This is a genomic window from Ideonella livida, assembly GCF_010499455.1.
In the GTDB taxonomy this organism is placed as follows: domain Bacteria; phylum Pseudomonadota; class Gammaproteobacteria; order Burkholderiales; family Burkholderiaceae_C; genus Ideonella; species Ideonella livida.
In genome coordinates, this window is record NZ_JAAGOH010000005.1 from 213,411 (window position 1) to 230,564 (window position 17,154).

Annotated in this window: 1 protein-coding gene; it reads right to left on the minus strand. The window is 69.5% G+C overall.

The genetic code is table 11. From position 1 onward, the window contains the following. Positions 1-7: 7 nt before the first annotated feature. Positions 8-17,128 carry an Ig-like domain-containing protein gene (locus tag G3A44_RS06580; protein WP_310734336.1) on the minus strand — a complete coding sequence of 5,707 codons (17,121 nt, stop codon included), beginning with the start codon at positions 17,126-17,128 and terminating at the stop codon, positions 8-10. Positions 17,129-17,154: the final 26 nt, after the last annotated feature.

Consider the following 17,154-nt stretch of genomic DNA (forward strand, 5'->3'; position numbering starts at 1 on the left):
TTTCAGGTCAGCCGACCGTGGGCACGACGGCGCTGTCGATGAGGACGAACACATTGCTGCTCCCGTACTGGTAGACCGAGAAGGAGCCCGTGCCGTCGACCGTGACGCCGGTGGCGACCGCGGTGGTGTTCCAGCCGCCGGTCAACGTGACGCTGTCGGTGCCGGCGGTACTGTCGATGACGAGCACGTTGCCCTTCTGGTAGTTGGCGTTGCCGATGCCGGTGTTGGCCTCGCCCGTCATGGACAGGACGTCCACGCCGGACAGGGTCAGGGCCTGGTCGCCCGTGCCCAGCTTCAACACCTCGATGTTCGCCACGGCGTTGTTGGCGATACCGGTGAAATTGAGGGTCATGTTCCCCGTCAATTCCACGGTATCGACACCGGTGCCGCCGTCCAGACGGAAGAAGTTGGCGTCGGCCACCACCATCCGGTCGCTGCCCGCCCCACCAATGAGCACATCGCGGCCACCATCGCCCACCAAGGTGTCGTTGCCGGCGTTGCCGATCAGCCGGTCCATGCCCGCGTTGGGGTTGGGGCTGACGGATGCGCCCAGCAGCGCGGTCAGCGTGGCCCCCGTGGTGGTCGAGACATGCTGCACGCCGACGTTGCTGGTGGTGGACCAGGCCTCGCTGCCATAGAGGATGGTGGCGGTGGTGGTGTTGCCGTAGCTCAGGTCGTCAAAACCGTCACCGTCGATGTCGCCCAGGCTGTTCCAGCCGTAGCTGCTCCACCCGCCGTCCAGCAGCTGGATGCCGTAGTCCTGCACCTCCAGCAGGCTGATGTCCTTCCAGCCCGTCTGGCGGCCCAGGATCAGGTAGGCGGAGCCGTTGCTGCTGGTGTTGGTGCCGTTGCCGGCCTCGGCGTCGTTGTACTCGGTGATCAGGAAGTCCTTGAGTCCGTCACCGTTCATGTCGCCCGCGGCGGTGATGTTGTAGCCGGCGTAGTTGTAGTCCACCGAGCCGGTGATGCGGAAGCCGCGCCCGTTGGCCGCCAGGTTGGCCAGGCTCAGGTCCGCCCCCCAGCCGCTGGCAGCACCGAACACCACATAGGCCCCACCGTTGTCCTTGGCGTTGTAGTCATTGCCGTGGTTGGCGGCGATCAGGATGTCGCCGTAGCCGTCGCCGTTGATGTCGCCCAGCGAGCGCATCGTGGCGGCGTTCAGGCTGTTGACGTCGCTGTTGGTGTTGATGGGCTGGCCGTTCTCGGCGGTGATCCGGGTGACGGCCGGGGCGCCGGTGGTGCCGGCGGTGGTGCTGCCCAGCGAGAGGCTGGCGTTCCAGGTGCCGGCCTTGCCGAAGACGATGGAGACGTTGCCGTTGTTCACCAGGAAGTCGGCATAGCCGTCACCGTTGACGTCGCCGGCCGAGGCCACCCCGCTCCAGCTGCCCACGGTGGACATGGTCCAGCCCTGGGTCTGGTCCAGGCCGGTCCAGCCGGTGGCCTTGCCGAAGACCAGGGCGGCGTTGGTGTTGCCGCTCAGGAAGTCGTCGAAGCCGTCGCCGTTGACGTCACCCACCATCACCGGCCGCCAGTTGGCGCCGAACTGCGCGCCGCTGCTGCCAATGAAGGTGCCGTCGGCCTTGGTGGCCGTGGTGGTGTAGGTGTACGTGGTGTTGGCCACGTTGCTGGCCGAGCCGTTGTTGGGCACGGCCGACGCCGAGCCCGGCAGGCCGGTGCTGGCACCGTCGGACAGGAAGTTGTCGGTCAGCGCGGTGGTGGTGGCGTTGCCGCCGCTGCGGTTGACCAGGTTGCTGTTGCCCCCCAGGAAGATGTAGGTGCGGCCCTCGTTGGACGTGCTCCAGCCGTCGCTGCTCCAGTCGGAGCCGGCGGTGGAGGAGCTGGAGCCCGGCACCGCACCGCCTTCGTCGAAGGTGAAGGTGCGGCTGGACGTCGGGGCGGCCACCAGCATGTCGGCAAAGCCGTCGCCGTTGATGTCCCCCACGCTGCCGAAGCCCGAGCCGAACTGCTCGTTGGCGCTGGCCGAGCCGGTGAGCGTGATGCCCTTGGCGGTCAGGCCCGAGCCCAGGTTGGACACGTCCACCGCACCCACGCCGCCGGCCTTGCCGTACAGCACGGTCACCGCGCCGTTGACCACCCCGGTGCTGGAGGCACTGGACAGCCAGTAGTAGTTCGGATCCCAGTAGTCCGGGTAGTCGATCCAGCGGCTGGTGTAGTGCAGCTGCGTCGTGGTCACGTCTTGGTTGCGCAGGCCAAAGTCGGCAAAGCCGTCCTGGTTCACGTCGCCCAGGTTGACCAGGTAGCTGCCCCAGTTGCCTTCCACCCCGCTGAAGCCGGTGATGGAGTCCTTGCGCAGGGTGCTGGGGAAGTTGGTGCCCATCAGGTCCACCGTGGCGCCCAGGTAGGGCACCGTCCAGCCGGCCACCGTGGTCTGGATGTCGGAGTCCACCTTCACGTAGATGCCGTCCAGGGCATAGGTGGTGTAGGTGGCGTCGCTGACCACCCGGGCCCACGGGCCCTCCAGCGTGAGCTTGTCGTCGGCGTTGCCGTCCACCGTGATCTGGTAGTACTGGCCATAGGCCTGCGCCAGCTGGCGCTCCACCAGGTAGATCGCCTCGCGGTAGTTGAAGATGAGGCTGTTGGCCCCGTCACCGGTGATGTCGATCTTCTCGAAGCTGCGCAGGCTGGCGCCGGCATAGCCCGTCATGTCCAGGTGGATGTTGTGGCCCTTGAACTGCAGGGTGTCGGTGCCCGTGCCGCCGTCCACCAGGAGGAAGTCCAGGTCGGAGACCGAGAGCACGTCGTCACCCGAGCCGCCGCGCAGGATGTCCTCGCCGCCCAAGCCGTACAGGGTGTCGTTGCCCTGCTGGCCGGCCAGGCGGTTGGCGTTGTAGTCGCCCACCACCACATCGGCCTGGCTGGTGCCCACCTGCATCAACGAGTCGGTGTAGTCACCGCCGTTGATCACGAAGGCCTCGCCCGAGGCGTAGCCGTCGCGGTGGTTGTTGGGCATGCCGAACACCATGTCCACCGTGCCGTCGTTGTTGAAGTCACCCGCCGCCACGGAGAAGCCGAAGGACTCCTCCGGCAGGCCGCCGGTGATCTCCAGGCCCTGGTCGCCCAGGTTGGTCACGCTGACCTTGCTGGCCCAGTTGCCGCGCTCCTGGCCGAACACGATGAAGGCCGCGCCGGCATCGGTGTCGCCATCGTCGCTGGCCTCGCCGTTGTTGTTCTGGTTCGGGTTGCGGCCGCCGGCGGTCAGCAGCAGGTCGTCGAAGCCGTCGTGGTTGACGTCGCCGAACTCCACGATGCGGGTGAGCTGGTTGGCCGAGGTGCCGTACAGCTCCACCACCCGACCCTCGGCCTTGAGCTGGTCGATGGTGGTGATGGGGTTGAGCGTGCCCGCCTTGCCGAACACCACATAGAACTTGCCGTAGGCGGTGCCGCCAGAGACCGCGGCATCGGCCACGTGCTGGTAGGTGCCGATCACGTAGTCGGTGGTGCCGTCGCCGTCAAAGTCGCCGATGGCCTCGACCTGCTGGCCGGCCCATTCGGCCGTGGTGCGCTGGCCCGGGTCGATCTGGGCGCCGGCCTCGGTGCTGAAGTACAGCGTGGTGCTGTTGGTGGCACCGGCGTACTTGGTGGCCGGGGTGGCGGTGGAGGCGATGACGTTGGCGTCCACCGTCAGGTAGTAGCCGCTGGCCTGGGCCAGGTCGCCTGCCGGGTTGATCACCACGTTCTTGCCGCTGTAGACCAGGCTGCCGCCCTTGCTGCCCACGCCGGTCACCGCATCAAAGCTCTCGATCAGCGTGCCACTGCTGTTGTAGAGCTTGATGAACTTGGCCCCCGCCGCGATGCCGCTGGCCACGCCCACGTTCTCGCCAAAGCTGATGGTGATGTTCTCGGCCACGCCGACCTTGAGCGAGTGGTCCACCGCATTGCCGCCGGCGTAGGTGATCAGGCCGTTGGCGGTGGTGAAGTAATACTCGTTGTAGGTGTCCGGACGGGTGCCGTTGACGTTGCCGTACCAGTAGTCGTAGTTGCCCACCACGGCGTCGTTGCCCGACTGGTCGGTCAGCGCGCCGGCCGCGGTGTAGAGCGCGTAGGTGGTGTTGTAGGCCATGGTGCCGGCCGGGTCGATGGTGACGACCTTGCCGTTGAGGGTCAGGGTCCAGCCATTGCTGCTGGTGACGGTGTAGACCCCGTCGCTCAGGGTGGCGTTGGCCACGTTGAAGCTGGCCACCGCGGTGCCGGCGTAGGTGGTGGCGTTGGTGCCGTTGCGGATCTCGATGAGACCGCTGGCGCCAAGCTTGAGGGCCTCGGTCGCGGTGAACACCAGGTTGTCCTGCACCGAGACGCCGGTCTGGCCCACAAACGGCGTGCCCCGGGTGGCGGTGCTGTTGCCGCTGGTCTGCACCAGCAACGGGCCACGGGTGTCGGCGGCGGTGGTGAAGCCGATGCTGCTGGAGCCCGACAGCGCGTTGCCCGCACCGTCCTGCAGCCCGCTGAACTCGAAGGTGTAGCCCGTGGAGCCCTGCAGGGTGTAGCCCAGGTTCAGGCGGATGGAGCTGCTGTCGGCGCCGGCGGGACTGCCGGTGAAGCCGATGCTGCTGCCCAGGCTGCCCACGCCCGTGGCCAGGTTGATGGTCTCGACCGTGACCGAGCCCTTCTTGACCGTGAGCGTGCCGTAGGGCTTGAGCGCCTCGCTGAAGCTGAAGGTGTAGTAGTACCAGTCGGCGTAGCCGCCCCAGATGGTGCTGCCCACCATGCCCGGCGTGGGCGCCACGCCGGTGGCGGTGCCGTTGGTGGTGTAGCTGACGGTGCGGCCGTCGGAGTAGTTGTCGTAGTAGTAGCTGCTGTAGGTCAGCGAGAAGGTGCTCGACAGCGTGGGCGCCGTCACGTCACCGGTGGCCGCGCCGGTGGAGAAGTTCCAGGTCGTGCTGTTGCTGATGCCGGCGAAGGCATTGCCCGCCAGGTCGGTCACCGCCCCCGCGTCCACCGTGAGGTAGAAGCTGGCGTTGGCCGCCAGCGGGTTGTACGGGTTGACCACCAGCTGGGTGCCGGTGCCCGAGCCGGTGATGGCGATCTTGCCGCCCATGGTGCCCAGGCCGGTGGCCATGTTGAACGACTCCACCAGCTGGCCGGTGGCGCTGTTGTACAGGTTGACCAGACCGATGCCGGCCTTGAGGGACTCGTTGAAGTTGGCGTAGATCGCGCCGACCGTGGACTGGTTGGTGGCGTTGTCGCTCGGTGCGGAGCCGGTGATCCAGGGCGCGGTGGCGTCACGGATGACGGCCACGGTGTTGCCCCAGCCCTCGGCCTTGCCGAACACGATGTAGCCATTGCCGGCGTAGTCGGCCTGGCCGTTGGCGCCCACGTTGTTGAAGCCCGGCGCGCCGATCAGGATGTCGTCAAAGCCGTCGCCGTTGACGTCGCCGGCCGCCGAGATGTCGGTGCCCAGGTACTGGATGTTGGCGCTGTCGCCCCCGATCCAGAAGCCCTTGTTGGTGCCCATGGTGCCGGCGTTGACGTCACCGCTGTGGGTGCCGCCGAACATCACGTACACCTTGCCGTAGCTGCCCGCGTTGCCGCCGGCCAGGGCAAAGTCGGCAAAGCCGTCGCCGTTGACGTCACCCAGCGCGGTGGTGGTCATCGTGAAGATGTCGTTCAGGCCCAGCGAGTTGATGCTGTAGCCGTTGGCGGCACCGGTCACGAAGGTGCTGGTGTTGGTCAGGTCGACGTTGGTCCAGTCGGTGCGGCCATAGACGACCCGGGCGTTGTTGGTGTCGGTCACGCCCAGCAGGTCGTCGATGCCGTCGCCGTTGACGTCGCCGATGTTGACCAGGCCCACCCCATAGTTCCAGTTGCCCGTGCTGGTGGTCAGGTTGGGCTGGCCCAGGCCGCTGACGGTGAAGCCGCGGCTGCCCAGGTTGGCCAGGTCGAACTGGCCGGCCATGGACTCGGTGCCGAACACCACATAGGCCTTGCCGGCGGCGTTGACGATGATGTCGTCGATGCCGTCCTTGTTCACGTCGCCCGCGTTGGCCACCCGCCAGCCGGCGTACTGGTCAATGCCGGAGCCCACCAGGTAGGCACCGTCGTCGTAGGCAATGCTGAAGGCCGAGAGCTGCGGGGTCGGGTTGACCGGGGCCACCGTCATGCCCGGGGTGTAGAGCAGCTTGGCGCCGTTGGGGGCCTCGATCTGCGTGTAGGTCACGCCGTTGTAGACCACCGTGCTGACGTTGCCGCTCAGGTCGCCCCAGTCGCCCAGCAGGTCGATGGAGTCGCGGGTGATGTACTGGGAGCTGCCGTTGACCAGCTCGGTCGGGTAGCTGCCGGTCAGCGGGTCGTACCAGGCGCCGCGGGTGATGTCTCCCTTGACGACCAGGATGCCGTCGCCGTCGGTCATCTCCAGCAGCTTGTCCGGGGTCAGGATCAGCTTGTTGGACACATAGCTCAGCGCCGTGTCGTTGCTGCTGCTCAGGCTGGTGTTGTCGCGGGTAAGGTCGATTTCCTCGATGTTGGTCAGCGCGGTGGGCGACAGCAGCAGCGTGTTGATGCGCGTGATCTGGTTGTTGTAGCCCGAGAGCTGGAAGTACACCTTGTCGTAGCCGCGGCCGCCGTCCACCCCGGTGAAGGCCATGTTGCCCACACGCAGGATGTCGTCACCGTCGTTGGTGATGGCGCCGCCGTTGGTGGGCACGGTGGTGTCGTCGTTGCCGGTGGTGCCCATCTTGACCTGGGCGCCCAGCTCGTTGGTGATCTGCAGGGTCACCGTCTCCTGCACGCTGACGGTGGCGTCGCCCTTCTTGAAGATGTTGTAGATCTTGCCGTCGGCATCGCTCTCCAGGCCATCGGCCGTCCAGCCGCCGTAGAGCTTGAGCACGTCGCCCGCGTCGCCCTTGACCACCATGCGGCCGGTGTCGGACAGGGCCAGCACCGCCGGCTCGTCCAGCAGCACGGTCTGGTTGCCGTTGCCCCGCAGGTTGAGCACCTCGATGCCGTCGACCACGGTGCCGGCCACGGTGGTCAGGTCCACGTCGCCGGTGGCGGTGTTGGTGCCTGCACTGGTGTTGCTGGCGCCGCCGTCCGCGTCCACGGTGGTGATCTGCAGCTCGTCGGTGCCGGTGCCCCCGAACACGCGCAGGTCGGCCGCGTCGTAGGTGATGGTGTCGTTGCCGGCACCGCCGTAGATCAGGTCGGCCCCGGCGCCGCCGTGGATGCTGTCGTGGCCCGCACCGGCCTTGATCGCATCTTGGCCGCTGGTGCCGGTGAGCGTGTCATCGCCCGCGGTGCCCGCCGTCACGGCCTTTTGCACCACGCCGCCGGTCAGGGTCAGGGTGCTGGTGAGCGTGCCGTCGACGAAGACGATGTCGTTGGCGTCGCCACGGATCTCCAGTGTCGTGTCGGCGTTGGCGCCGGCCAGCTCGCGCAGGCTGGCCTCGTCCAGCACCACAAGGTTCTGGCCGGTGGTGTTCAGGTCCACCACCTCGAAGCCGCTCAGGTCCGGACGCAGGGCGCCGGTGGCCGGGCGGGCCGGCTCCTGCAGGTCGATCAACTGGCCATCGGCCACCACCTCCAACAGGTCGTTGCCGGCGCCGCCGTCCACGCCGCTGTCGGCCAGGTCAAAGCGCACGGTGTCGTCGCCGTTGCCCGCGTCGATCAGGTCGCTGCCGCCTGCGCCGTTGACCACGTCGTTGCCGTCACCGCCCAGCAGCTGGTCGCTGCCGGCCGAGCCGGTCAAGGTGTCGTCACCGGCGGTGCCGATGAGCTGGTCGCCCTTGACGATCTTCAGGCCGGCCAGCAGAGTGACCTGCGTGCCGTCGCTGGCGGTGCCCACGTACTTGTTGTAGGTGATGCCCGCCACCAGCTCGGAGCCACGGGCCTCCCAGCCGCTACCGGCCAGGCGCACCGAGTCGCCCGCGTCGCCGGTGACGATGAGGGTGTCGGTCTCACTGGAGATGGCCTGCACGTCGTCGGCATTGACCACCACCACGTTGTCGCCGGTGCCGGTCAGGTCGATCTTCTCGATGCCGGTGATGAGGCTGTTGGCCACCTGGGTCAGGTCCACCGTCACGCCCGATCCGTTGATCTTCAGGGTGTCGGTGCCGGTGCCGCCGCTGATTTCCAGGTCGTCGGCGTCGTAGACCAGGGTGTCGTCGCCGGTGCCGGCGCGCAGGGTGTCGGCGCCTTCACCGCCGTCCAGGCTGTCGCTGCCGGTGCTGCCGTCTTGCAGCTGCCGGCCGGCGCCGGAGAGCATGACGTCACGCACGCTGCTGCCGGTGAAGGTGATGCTGACCGGGATGTCCGCATCCACCACCACCGTGCTGCCCTCCAGCGTGTAGGTGGTGTAGCCACCGGCGGTGGCGCCCTGGGTCCAGTTGCCCTGCAGGGCCACGGCGTCGCTGGCGTCGCCCTCCACGGTGACGCTGGCGTCGCCGTTGAGCGCGGCCACGTCGGCCGCGTTCAGGGTCAGCGTGGACGCCGGTGCGCCCTGCTTGAGGTCGATGACCTCGATGCTGGTGATCACGCCGTTGGTCAGCGCGGTCAGGTCCAGGTTGCCACTGCTGACTTCCAAGGTGTCGGTGCCGGTACCGCCGTCGATGACGGGGTCGTTGGCGTCAAATACCAAGGTGTCGTTGCCCGCGCCGCCGCGCAGGATGTCGTTGCCGGCGCCGCCGTCGATGGAGTCGGCATCGTCCAGGCCACGGATCAGGTCGGCCGCACCGGTGCCCGCCAGTGTGTCCACGTTGTTGGTGCCGTCGATCACCGTGCCCACGCTCACCGCCGTCGGGATGCGGATGGTGGCGGTGTCGGTGCCGTCGGTGGCGGTGTAAACGTTGTAGCCACCGCTGCTGGTCGGGCCGCTCCAGGTGCCCACCAGGTAGACGGTGTCGCCGCTGGTGCCGGCCACGGTCAGGGTGTCGCTCTCGGTGGAGAGCGCCAGCACCGTGGCCAGGTCCACCACCAGCGTGTTGTGGCCGGCCGGCGCGGTGGTCTTGCCGGTGATGTCGATGACCTCAATGCCCGAGATCGCCTGGGTGGTGGTGGTCAGGTCCAGGATCAGGCCGGAGGCGTCGCTGGCAAAGCCCAGGGTGTCGTTGCCGGTGCCGCCGTCGATGGAGGCGTCGCCCGCGTCGTAGGTGATGTAGTCATCACCCGCCTCGCCCTGCACGGTGTCGTTGCCGGCCCCGCCGGTCAGGGTGTCGTTGCCGCCACCACCTTGCACGGTGTCGTTGCCGCCACCACCGTTCAGGGTGTCGTCACCCGAGGTGCCCGAGACCAGGATGGACAGGGACATGGCCGGGTCCACCAGCACGGTCACGGTGTTGCCCGTGGCCGGGTCGGCCAGGGTCAGCTTGACGTACTGCTGGGTCGCGCCGCCCTCGTAGCTCACCGGCTGGGTGCCGGCGGTGGTCCAGTTGCCCACCAGGGTGATCTGGTCGCCGGCGTCACCGTGGACCTTGAGCACGTCGCTGGTGTCGGACAGGGCCATCACGTCGGCCAGGTCCAGCTTGAGGTTCTGGTTGCCGCTGCCGGTCAGGTCCAGGGCCTCGATGCCGGTGAAGCGGTTGTCGGCGATGCCGGTGAAGTCCACCAGCGCCGTGGTCTGGATGGCCAGCACGTCGGCGCCGGCGCCGCCGTCGACCGAGGCGTCGGCCCCGTCGAACAGCAGCCAGTCGTCGCCATTGCCGCCCAGCAGGGTGTCGTTGCCGGCGCCACCGATCAGGCGGTTGGCGGCGTCACTGCCGGTGAGGCTGTCGTTGCCCGAGCCGGCGGTGATGTTCTCGAAGTTGCTCAGCTGGTCGGTGCCGCTGTCGGTGGAGCTGGCCGTGCCGGTGATCAGGTTGACCGTGAGGTCGCTGGTGTCGGCGCTGTAGTCCAGGGTGTCCACACCGGAGTTGCCGTCGAGCACGTCGTTGCCGGCGCCGCCGATGACGGTGTCGTCACCGATGCCGGCGGCCACCTCGTCGTCGCCGCTGCCGGCGTCGATCAGGTCATTGCCGGCACCGCCGTTGGCGGTGTCGTCGCCGGCCCCCAGGCTGACGGTGTCCTGGCCGTCACCGGCCAGCACGCTGTCGTAGCCGTCGCCGGCGTTCAGGCTGTCGTGGCCGGCGCCGCCGTCCAGGGTGTCGTGTCCGGTGCCGCCGGTCAGGCTGTCGTCGCCCGTGCCGCCTTCCAGGCTGTCGTTGCCGGTGCCACCGTCCAGGGTGTCTTGGCCCGCACCGCCCAGCAGGGTGTCGTGGCCGGCGTCGCCGCTGGCGATGTCATCGCCCTCCCCGCTGTCGCCGTAGTCGTCGCCGCCACCGGCGTTGAAGGTGTCGTTGCCGCCGTTGCCTTCGTATTGATCGCCGCCGGTGCTGCCGTTGGTCAGCTCGCCGTCCTCGCCGGAGCGGAACAGGTAGCCCACCGAGACGCCCTGCTGCACCTTCACCGTGGTGGTGCCACCGGCCACGCTGTAGGCGTAGACGTCGTAGGTGACGCCGCCGAGGGTCTCGGTGCTGGTGGGGGTGGTGGGCCAGTTGGCGCCCACCAGGCGGACGATGTCGTCCGCGCCGCCCTGGATGACGAGCGTGCCGCTGGTGCCGCCGCCGGTCAGGGCGCGCACGTCGGCATCAGACAGCTTGACGAGCTGGCTGCCGCTGGCCGTGACGTCCAGGATTTCGAAGTTGGTGTAGACCTCGTCGCGGGTCAGGGTCAGGTCCAGGGTGCTGACCGAGGAGCCCACCACCAGGGTGTCGGTGCCGTCGCCGCCGTCGGCGGCGGCGTCGGAGTCGTCAAAGTAGACGGTGTCGTTGCCGGCACCGGCCAGGATGCTGTCCGCCCCCATGGCGCCTTCGATGACGTTGTCGCCCGCGCTGCCGATCAGGGTGTCGGCGCCGCCGGAGCCCACGATGTTCTCGAAGTTGCTCAGCGTGTCGGTGCCGGCATCCGAGCTGCCCATGCCGCGGCTGGTGCCGGCGGCCACCGCCGTGCCGCTCACCGTCACCGCGGTGCTGCCCAGGTTGACCACCACCGGACCGGTGATGTCGTCGAGCAGCAGGGTGTCGGTGCCGTCGCCCCCGTCCAGGGTGTCGTTGCCCGTGCCGCCGCGCAGGCTGTCGTTGCCAGCGCCGCCGCTCACGCTGTCGGTGGACGCGCCGCCCCACAGCTCGTTGGCGCCGGTGTCACCGGTGAGGGTGTCCGCCCCGGTGCCGCCGCGCACGTTCTCGATGCCGGTCAAGGTGTCGTTGACCGTGCCGCCGATGCTCATCGTGCCCGTCACCAGGCTGATGGCCATGCCGCTGCTCTGGTCGGCAAAGTCGGCCAGGTCGGTGCCGTCGCCACCGGCCAGGGTGTCGTTGCCGGCGCCGCCGCGCAGGGTGTCGGCACCGCTGCCGCCGCTCAGGCTGTCGTGGCCGGCGCCGCCGTCCAGGCTGTCGGTGCCGGCGTTGCCCACCAGGGTGTCGTTGCCGCTGCTGCCGGTCACGCTGTCGTTGCCCGCGCCGCCGGTCACGCCCTCAAAGTTGCTCAGGGTGTCGGTGCCGCCTTGGCCATCGCTGGCCGTGCCGGTGCCCAGGTTGACGTTCACGCCCTGGCTGCTGCTGTTGGCGCTGTAGTCGGCCACGTCGTTGCCGGCGCCGCCGTCCAGGGTGTCGCTGCCGGCACCGCCGGCCAGGGTGTCCGCACCGGCACTGCCCTCCAGACGGTTGGCAGCGCTGTCGCCGGTGATCAGGTCGTCCCCTGCCCCGCCCTTGACGCTCTCCAGGCCGGAGAGGGTGTCGGTGCCGCCACTGCCGTCGGTGGCGGTGCCGGTGGCCAGGTTCACGGTCACGGCGCTGGTCTCGGCGCTGTAGTCCGCGGTGTCGTTGCCCGCGCCACCTTGCAGGGTGTCGTTGCCGCCCCCGCCGGTCAGCACGTCATTGCCCGCACCGGCCAGCAGTGAATCGTGGCCCGCCCCGCCCAGCAAGGTGTCGGCGCCGTCGCCACCGTCCAGGGTGTCGTGGCCGGCACCGCCGTCCAGCAGGTTGAAGCTGCCGTCGCCGGTCAGGCTGTCGTCGTAGCCGCTGCCGGTCAGGTTCTCGACGTTGCTCAGGGTGTCGGTGCTGCCGCCGCCGTCGGTGGCGGTGCCGGTGGCCAGGCTGGCGGTGACCCCACCGGTGTCCTCGCTGTAGTCCACCGTGTCGATTTGGTTGCCGCCGTCCAGCACGTCGTTGCCGGCGCCGCCGCGCAGCTGGTCGTTGCCGTCGCCACCGCTGAGGGTGTCGTGGCCCGCCAGGCCGCGGATCAGGTCGCCCTGGGCGGTGCCGTTGAGCGCGTCGTCACTGCTGGTGCCGGTCACCAGCAGCTGGATGCCCATGGTGTTCTGCAGCTTGACGGTGACGGTGACACCGCCGCTGGTCATGGTGAAGACCTGGTAGGTGTTGGGCGTCTCAAAGACGTCGCTGCCGCGGGTCCAGCCGCCCACCAGGGTGACGGTGTCGTTGTAGTCGCCCAGCACGTAGAGGGTGTCGGTGGTGCTGGAGAGGTTGCGCACGCTGGTGTAGTCGAGCGTCAGGGCAGCGGCGCTGTTGCCGGTGAGGTCGATGATTTCCACATCGCTGACCACCGGGTTGACCAAGGTGCTGAAGTCCACCGTGCCGCTGCGGATCTGCAGGGTGTCGGTGCCCGCACCGCCGGCGGCGATGCTGTCGGCGGCGTCAAACACCAGGGTGTCGTTGCCGTCGCCGCCATTCAGGCTGTCGTTGCCGGTGCCGCCGTCCAGGCTGTCGTTGCCCGCGCCACCCAGCAGGGTGTCGTGGCCCGCGCCGCCCAGCACGGTGTCGTGGCCAGCACCGCCGTCCACGGTGTCGTGGCCGTCGCCGCCGTCCACGCTGTCGTTGCCGGTGTCGTTGCCGTCACCGCCCACCACCGAGTCGTCGCCGGTGCCGCCCACGGCCGTGTCGTTGCCCGCACCGCCTTGCACGGTGTCGTTGCCAGCGCCGCCGTCCAGGCTGTCGTTGCCGGTGCCACCGTCCAGGCTGTCGTTGCCGTCACCACCTTGCAGGGTGTCGTCGTGGTTGCCGCCCAGCAGGGTGTCGTTGCCCAGGCCGCCGCTGACGCTGTCGTTGCCGTCGCCGCCGTCCAGGCTGTCGTGGCCGGTGTCGTTGGCGTCGCCACCGCTGAGGGTGTCGTTGCCGGCGCCGCCCAGGGCGGTGTCGTTGCCGGCACCACCGTCCAGGCTGTCATTGCCAGTGCCGCCGTCCAGGCTGTCGGCACCGTCGCCGCCGGCCAGGGTGTCGTCGCCGGTGTTGCCCAGCAGGGTGTCGTTGCCCAGGCCGCCGCTGACGCTGTCGTTGCCGTCGCCGCCGTCCAAGCTGTCGTGGCCGGTGTCGTTGGCATCGCCACCGGTCAGGGTGTCGTGGCCGGTGCCGCCCAGCACGGTGTCGTCGCCCGCGCCGCCGTCCACCACGTCGTTGTCGGTGCCGCCGCTCACGCTGTCGTTGCCCGCGCCGCCGCTCAGGGTGTCGTTGCCCGCGCCGCCGTCCACGGTGTCAGCACCTTCGCCACCCCCCAGGGTGTCGTCACCGGCTTCGCCGTAGACGGTGTCGTTGCCGGCACCGCCGTCCAGGGTGTCGTTGCCGTTGCCGCCCAGCACGCTGTCGTGGCCGGCGCCGCCGGCCACGCTGTCGTTGCCCATGCCGCCGTTGACGGTGTCGTCGCCGTCGCCGCCGTCCAGGGTGTCGTCGCTGGTGCTAGACCAGCCGTTCACGTCGTCGCCCTGCACGTTGTCGTTGCCGGCACCGCCTTGCACGGTGTCGTTGCCGGCACCGCCGTAGAGGGTGTCGCTGCCGTCACCGCCGTCCAAGCTGTCGGCGCTGTTATCGCTGTGGTCGCCGCCCACCAGGGAGTCGTTGCCGGCGCCACCGCGCAGGGTGTCGGCGCCCGCCGCCCCTTGCAGGGTGTCGTTGTCGGCACCGCCGTCCAGGCTGTCGTCACCGCTGCCGCCGTCCAGGCTGTCGTGGCCGGCCTCGCCCAGCACGGTGTCGTTGCCATTGGCACCCAGCAGGGTGTCGTGGCCGGCACCGCCGCTCAGGCTGTCGTTGCCGTCGCCGCCATCGGCATAGTCGTTGCCGGTGTCGTTGCCGTCGCCACCCACCAGGGTGTCGTGGCCGGTGCCGCCGTACAGCGTGTCGCTGCCCTGGCCGCCGCTGACGGTGTCGTCACCGGCATTGCCCTGCAGGTAGTCGTTGCCGGCGGCGCCGTCCACGTTGTCGTTGCCGGCACCACCGCTGAGGGTGTCGTTGTTGGCCGAGCCCACGACATCCAGGTAGGTGGTCACGGCCTGGGCCACGTTCAGGGTCAGGCCATTGCGGGTGTAGGTCTGGTAAGTCACACCGCCGTTGACCACGGTGCTGCCCTGGGTCCACAGGTCGGCCAGGGCCAGGCTGTCGCCGGCGTCACCGTGCACCCACAGAGTGCCGTTGGGGCCCGCCAGGGCACGCACGTCGGCCTCGGCCAGCTTGACCAGGTTGGCGCCGGTGGCACCGCTGGCGGCACGCAGGTCGATCTGCTCCAGGTTCACCACGCGGGTGTCGGCGATCTGGGTCAGGTCGAGCGTGGCGTCGGTGACGATCAGGCGGTCATTGCCTGCACCGCCGTCCACCAGCACGTCGGCCGCGTCGTAGACCAGCACATCGTCGCCGTCGCCGGCGCTCACGCTGTCGGCCCCGGCGCCACCGTCCAGGGTGTCGCTGCCGGTGCCGCCGCTCAGGGTGTCGTCGCCGGTGCCGCCTTGCAGGCTGTCATCGCCTGCGCCGCCGTCCACCAGGTCGTCGCCGCTGCCGCCGTCGGCCGTGTCGTTGCCGTCGCCACCACGCAGGGTGTCGGCGCCGCCGGCGCCGCCGGTCAAGCTGTCGTTGCCCGCCGCACCGTCAATGCTGTCGGTGCCGGCACCGCCGCTCAGGGTGTCGTCACCGGCGCTGCCGGTCAGCTCCACCGCCACCAGCACGTTCGGGCTGACCAGCAGGGTCTTGCCGTTGAAGGTGTAGCCCAGGTAAATCACGCCACCCACCGTTTGGTTGGCGTTGGGGTCCAGCGTCCAGAAGTCGGTCAGGCGCAGGTTGTCGCCGCTGTCGCCATGCACGATCAGGGTGCCGGTGGCCCCCACCAAATCGATCACGTCGGTTTCAGCCAGCTTCACGGTGTTCGACGTGCCGTTGCCGGACATGTCGATCTGCTCGATGCCCACCACAGTGCCCGCCGCCAGCGCGGTGAAGTCCGCCACGCTGTCGTTGACGATCAGTCGGTCATTGCCTGCGCCGCCGTCCACCAGGGCGTCAGCAGCATCGAAGACGAGCACGTCGTTGTCGCCACCGGCCACCAGGGTGTCGCTGCCCGCGCCGCCGTCCAGGGTGTCAGCGCCCTCGCCGCCGTCCAGGCTGTCGTTGCCGGTACCGCCCGAGAGGCTGTCGTTGCCGCTGCGGCCTTGCAGCACGTCGTTGCCGGCACCACCGGACACGGTGTCGTCACCGGTGCCCGCATCCACCGAGTCATCGCCCGTGCCAGCGTCCACGCTGTCGTGGCCATTGCCGCCGGTGACGGTGTCGTTGCCGTCGCCAGCCGTCACGCTGTCATCGCCGTCGCCCGCGCTCACGCTGTCGTCGCCCGCACCGGCGTCCACGCTGTCGTGGCCCGCGCCGGCGCTCACGGTGTCGTCGCCGGTACCGGCCTCCACCGTGTCGTCGCCCGTGCCAGCGTCGATGCTGTCGTTGCCACCACCGCCGCTGGCCGAGTCATTGCCATCGCCCGCGATCAGGGTGTCGGCACCGGTGTCGTTGGCGTCGCCGCCGATCAGGGTGTCGTTGCCTTGGCCACCGTTGAGCGAATCATTGCCCACGCCGCCGTCCAGGCTGTCGTCACCCGTGTCGTTGGCATCGCCGCCGATCAGGGTGTCGTCGCCCGCGCCGCCGGTGGCGGTGTCATGGCCCTGCCCACCGTTCACGCTGTCGTTGCCAGCGCCTGCGGTGATGCTGTCGTTGCCGTCACCGGCGCTCACCGTGTCATCACCGGAGCCGGCGTCCACGGTGTCGTCGCCCGTGCCGGCGGTGATGGTGTCGTTGCCGCCACCGCCGCTGACCCTGTCGTTGCCGTCGCCGCCGTCCAGGGTGTCGTCGCCCAGGTCGTTGGCGTCGCCGCCCACCAGGGTGTCGTCGCCCAGGCCGCCGGAGACACTGTCGTTGCCGTCGCCGCCGTCCAGGCTGTCGTCGCCGGTGTCGTTGGCGTCGCCACCCGTCAGGGTGTCGTCGCCGCCGCCGCCGGTGGCGGTGTCGTGGCCTTCGCCGCCGTCCACGCTGTCATCGCCCTCGCCCGCGTCCACCGAGTCATCACCGCTGCCGGTGGTCACGGTGTCGTCGCCGCTGCCGGCCTCCACCGTGTCGTCGCCCGCGCCGGCATCGACCGAGTCGTTGCCTTCACCGGCCGTCACCGCGTCATTGCCGGTGCCGCCGTCCACGGTGTCGTCGCCCGCACCGGCGTCCACGGTGTCGTCGCCCGTGCCGGCCGTGATGGTGTCGTTGCCGCCACCGCCGCTGACCATGTCGTTGCCGTCGCCGCCGTCCAGGGTGTCGTTGCCCAGGTCGTTGGCGTCGCCGCCCACCAGGGTGTCGTCGCCCAGGCCGCCGGAGACACTGTCGTTGCCGTCGCCGCCGTCCAGGCTGTCGTCGCCGGTGTCGTTGGCGTCACCACCCGTCAGGGTGTCGTCGCCGGCACCGCCGGTGGCGGTGTCGTGGCCTTCTCCGCCGTCCACGCTGTCATCGCCCTCGCCCGCGTCCACCGAGTCATCACCGCTGCCGGTGGCCACGGTGTCGTCGCCGCTGCCGGCCTCCACCGTGTCGTCGCCCGCGCCGGCATCGACCGAGTCGTTGCCTTCCCCGGCCGTCACCGCGTCATTGCCGGTGCCGCCGTCTACGGTGTCGTCACCGGAACCGGCGTCCACGGTGTCGTCGCCCGTGCCGGCCGTGATGGTGTCGTTGCCGCCACCGCCGCTGACCGAGTCATCGCCGTCGCCGCCGTCCAGGGTGTCGTTGCCCAGGTCGTTGGCGTCGCCGCCCACCAGGGTGTCGTCGCCCAGGCCGCCGGAGACACTGTCGTTGCCGTCGCCGCCGTCCAGGCTGTCGTCGCCGGTGTCGTTGGCGTCACCACCCGTCAGGGTGTCGTCGCCGGCACCGCCGGTGG